Source organism: Arsenophonus sp. ENCA, assembly GCF_002287155.1.
GTDB lineage: Bacteria > Pseudomonadota > Gammaproteobacteria > Enterobacterales > Enterobacteriaceae > Arsenophonus > Arsenophonus nilaparvatae.
The window spans coordinates 1-3,828 of record NZ_NHNG01000009.1; the positions used below are offsets into that span (position 1 = coordinate 1).

General features: G+C 41.3%; 5 protein-coding genes. 3 read left to right on the top strand and 2 right to left on the bottom strand.

Annotated elements, in window-relative coordinates:
- The 3 genes from istB to CBG25_RS00305 all read left to right on the top strand — a co-directional run.
- Nucleotides 1-545 (top strand): IS21-like element helper ATPase IstB (gene istB / locus CBG25_RS00295; RefSeq protein ID WP_290603651.1); only part of this gene is annotated, 545 nt, incomplete at its 5' end.
- A 310-nt stretch (nt 546-855) separates the two neighbouring features.
- Complete coding sequence (locus CBG25_RS00300; RefSeq protein ID WP_100103797.1) at nt 856-1,080, top strand: DUF6290 family protein; 225 nt, start codon at nt 856-858, stop codon at nt 1,078-1,080.
- Complete coding sequence (locus CBG25_RS00305) at nt 1,064-1,330, top strand: type II toxin-antitoxin system RelE/ParE family toxin (protein ID WP_290603656.1); 267 nt, start codon at nt 1,064-1,066, stop codon at nt 1,328-1,330. The genes CBG25_RS00300 and CBG25_RS00305 overlap by 17 nt, the downstream gene beginning before the upstream one ends.
- Nucleotides 1,331-1,694: 364 nt before the next feature.
- Here the strand turns inward: CBG25_RS00305 and CBG25_RS00310 are convergent, their stop codons facing one another.
- Both CBG25_RS00310 and parM read right to left on the bottom strand, forming a co-directional pair.
- Nucleotides 1,695-2,303 (bottom strand): plasmid partitioning/stability family protein, encoded by a 609-nt coding sequence (locus CBG25_RS00310; RefSeq protein ID WP_290603658.1) that lies wholly within the window; start codon nt 2,301-2,303, stop codon nt 1,695-1,697.
- A 16-nt stretch (nt 2,304-2,319) separates the two neighbouring features.
- Nucleotides 2,320-3,300: a plasmid segregation protein ParM domain-containing protein gene (parM, locus tag CBG25_RS00315; RefSeq protein ID WP_290603659.1), complete on the bottom strand. Its 981-nt coding sequence runs from the start codon at nt 3,298-3,300 to the stop codon at nt 2,320-2,322.
- Nucleotides 3,301-3,828 lie beyond the last annotated feature (528 nt).

Below are 3,828 nucleotides of genomic sequence, written 5' to 3' on the forward strand. Positions count from 1 at the left end.
GCGGTGTTCCCCGTAACCAAATACAGGAACTGGCTGGACTGGCTTTCATTGAGCGCCAGGAGAATATCGTGTTGCTAGGTCCGTCTGGTGTCGGCAAGACCCACCTGGCTACTGCCATCAGCTATAGAGCTGCGATGCAGGGATTAAGCATCCGTTTTCTAACTGCAGCGGACATGATGTTGCAGCTGCTTACCTCTCATCGACAAGGTGACCTCAAAGGATATCTTACCCGAGTTATCAGTAAACCTAGATTATTGATTATCGATGAAGTTGGCTATTTACCTTTTGGCAAGGAAGAAGCAAACCTGTTCTTCCAGGTGGTGGCAAAGCGATATGAAGCGGGTAGTGTGCTCTTAACCAGTAATCTGTCTTTTGCTCAGTGGTCAAGTACATTTGGTGATGATGAGACGCTAACAGCCGCTATGCTGGATCGATTGCTGCACCATGCACATATCGTACAGATTAGTGGACAAAGTTATCGGTTAAAAGACAAGCTAAAAAGCGGTCAGCTACATAAAAAATTGAAAGCGGAACTGAGCGAGTAAATTAAAGGGGGTGGATCAGTTTTACTTTAGCAAAGTGGATCAGAATTCAATTGGCATTGACAGCGAGCGATTAAGCTCCCTCGCTACGCCCCACCATAATGCGGGTGTAACTATAGTTTTGACGAACATAAAAAAACCGCAATAAGCGGCAGTCCGCTCTTACATTAGGGATGTCAAACCCTGATTGCCCATTAGGGACAACAACATCACTATACCGCTTAGAATGCGGTATGTGCAAGTAAGGGTAGACATTTTTTGCTACAGGCGTATGATTAGATATACATGTATATCGTTTGTAAGGTAGGAAAATATGTTGGCGATACGTTTACCGGATGAAATTGAAAATAGGTTAGATAATTTAGCAAAAAGAACAGGGCGCACGAAGACATTTTATGCCCGTGAAGCAATTCTTACGCATTTGGAGGATTTGGAAGATTACTACCTTGCTGCGAGTGCTGTTGCTCGTGTGCGAAAAGGCCAAGATGCGGTTCACAGTTCAGAGGATGTGAGGAAATCTCTTGGTCTGGAAGATTAAATATGCTGATTCTGCACTGAAATCCCTTAAAAAAATGGATAGGCAGAATGCAAAAAGAATTGTGGATTATCTCGATAAGCGCATAGCAAGTAGTGATGATCCTAGAGTATTTGGGAAATCGCTTAAAGGTGACTTAGGTGAGTTTTGGCGATACAGAATTGGCAATTATAGGGTGCTTTGTGAAATTATTGACGAAGAGTTAATTATTTTGGCTGCAACTATAGGCCACCGTAGAGAAGTATATGAGTAAACCCTAAATATCATGTCTATCTTGGCAGACTGCCATGAATATTTAACGCCTAGGAATTTCAAAGTTTTTTTTGGTTGAAAAGTAACCAATAAAGGTGATATGCATATCCCATTATTATCGGTTATGGCTGGAAAGCTGCTGTGAACGATTCTCTACATCATGGGTTAATGGCAGAAAATGCCGTCACGGGCTTTCTAGAGGCCTTAAAATCGACTTAGTAGCCAGATGTCAGGCGCTGGTTTCGCAAAAGACGATTTGCAGCCGCTAGGCTGCTTCGTTCAGGGCTGTACCGTCTAACAGGCGTGAAGCTAAATCACAGGAGAATATTATCACATGTCCAAAACCTTAATCTACCGCGCAAGCCTTAATTATCCGTCATAAATATATCGTGAGCATTGCTTACAGCTTCATTCCTAGCATTGCTATCGCTATTGTCGGCACTGGACTTATCCGCTGCCGTAATCGTGGCTTCTCGCTGCTCTGCATGTTGAGTTTTTGGAATGACTTCATAGTGCTTAACGGAACCCTCAATGATCTGCTTTTCGCCCTCTTGTCGCGCCCACAGCACCCTTACTTCTGCATTGTCTGACGGTTCAGCTATGCTGGCGTTGTATTGGCTTTCACTTATCGGAAACCAATCTAGCCATTCGTTGTTTGGCGACAACGTGTTCCTTTCTCTTTTTTGCCACGCTACCGCGACCACTTGATCGGATAGCGTGTTATCAATCGGACGTATCACGTTTAAAACATTTTGGACGGTAGCAAATCCTATATCCTGAGTTATCGCGGTAGCTAACAGTCTCGGTAGGCGCGGATCGACTTTTGCAAGACAAACTCCTGCAATTAAACAATCACGTTGAAAGTCAGGTCGTTGCCGAACAGGTAGCGACTCGATTTTGTCTAGTGCCGTCCGTTGGCTTGCCTCATCGGGATAGACGTAGAGTACGATTTTTTTTCTGCTGTTATCGGTCATAGGGAATATCCTCTCACTATTTTTTTACTGCTCTCATAGACGCAATTGACGTTACAAGGGCAGTTTGCGAGTCGTTCATAATAGTAATAATCTGGTTGGGATAGGCTGCTTTGACGGCTGGATAGATGAGTGATGCGCCACCACCTGTCAGATAGATGCGGTTAAAGCTCTTTTTGTATTCATGCTTGATGTGGCTGATTACTCGATCTGAAAGTAACTTTACAGCGTCATTGAAACTGTTTTTTACATCATCAATTTTGGACTTGTCATTGATTAATGTTTTGTACAATTCCTCATCATCGTGTTTTTTGACTAACTGGTCTGCCACAAGGTAACTGGTTGTTGTCGATGCTCTATCCAGTGCGTTGTAGACGGCATTGGTGACGAGTGATACCCCAATCGTTGAATCGCCTGAAACATGAGAGATATGTGCGTATTTTCCTGCAATCGTACCACAGTCAAGCGTTGTACCGCCCAAGTCAACGACTAGCGAAACCTCCATTTCATGTACATTATCTTGCTCAAGGCTGTTGGCTGCTGACGGTAAAGACTCTGGCACAACGTTAATTTTCTTGAGAGTAAAAACCATCCCTGAATCAGACTCGATTTTTCGTAATAGGTTTTTTTTCTTTTTAGCGATGTTATCCAGATTGGGTTTCATATCGCTTGTGTAGAACTCTGAGATAGGCAGTGTCACTATCAATTCGATTTCTTGTGGCTGGATCTTCGACTCTAATAAGGCGTGGTGAATCGCAAGGAGATTTTCTGTTGAGTATTGAAAATCTATATTGGTTGTTTTGATAGCGTCAGGTGAGTAAGGATCATAACCATATTGTTCACCGTCAACCGTGTAGTTGTAGGTGGCTTTACCATTCAAAGATACGTTCCAGGATTTCTTAAACGAGTTATAGATGACGATTGACTCTATCTTTCCTTCATCATCGAACCAAGCCAACTTGATCGCTGTAGAGCCATCATCACAAAAAATTGTTTTCATTTTTTATTCCTTATATAGGGCTGTGTTGTGGTGTTACCGCCACCCTAAATATACCATAATGTATAACTATTATCAAACAAAAACCCAAAATATTACATTTTTCTTAGTTTTAAGCATTATTTTGTATTTTTTCGTCTTGTGATTCTCAAAAAGAAACCAAGTCGTAGGTAAATCAGATTAAAAGGTCTAATTATGTGAGTTTAATTAAAAAAAACAACTCAAATGGCAACAAGTTAAATCTTAAAAATCATCAAGTTGTGTAATATTAAAATCAAAAAAGACAATTATGGGCTTTATGCTTAACTTTCTTCAAGATGCTCCACCTATCCAGCAGAAGACACGAGTACACGAGTTTCGCAGTCTCTAAAAAAGAAGTATAAATTTAAAAACAAGAAAAAATAAGGATGTTCATATTTTGTCCGGTTATCCATGCATTAAAGATATCTATAAAATATTCTTGCAAGTAAGCAGTGTAAGATACTCTAGTTTGGCGTTATCAGAAGTCAGCCCATCGCCTTTATCTCATGA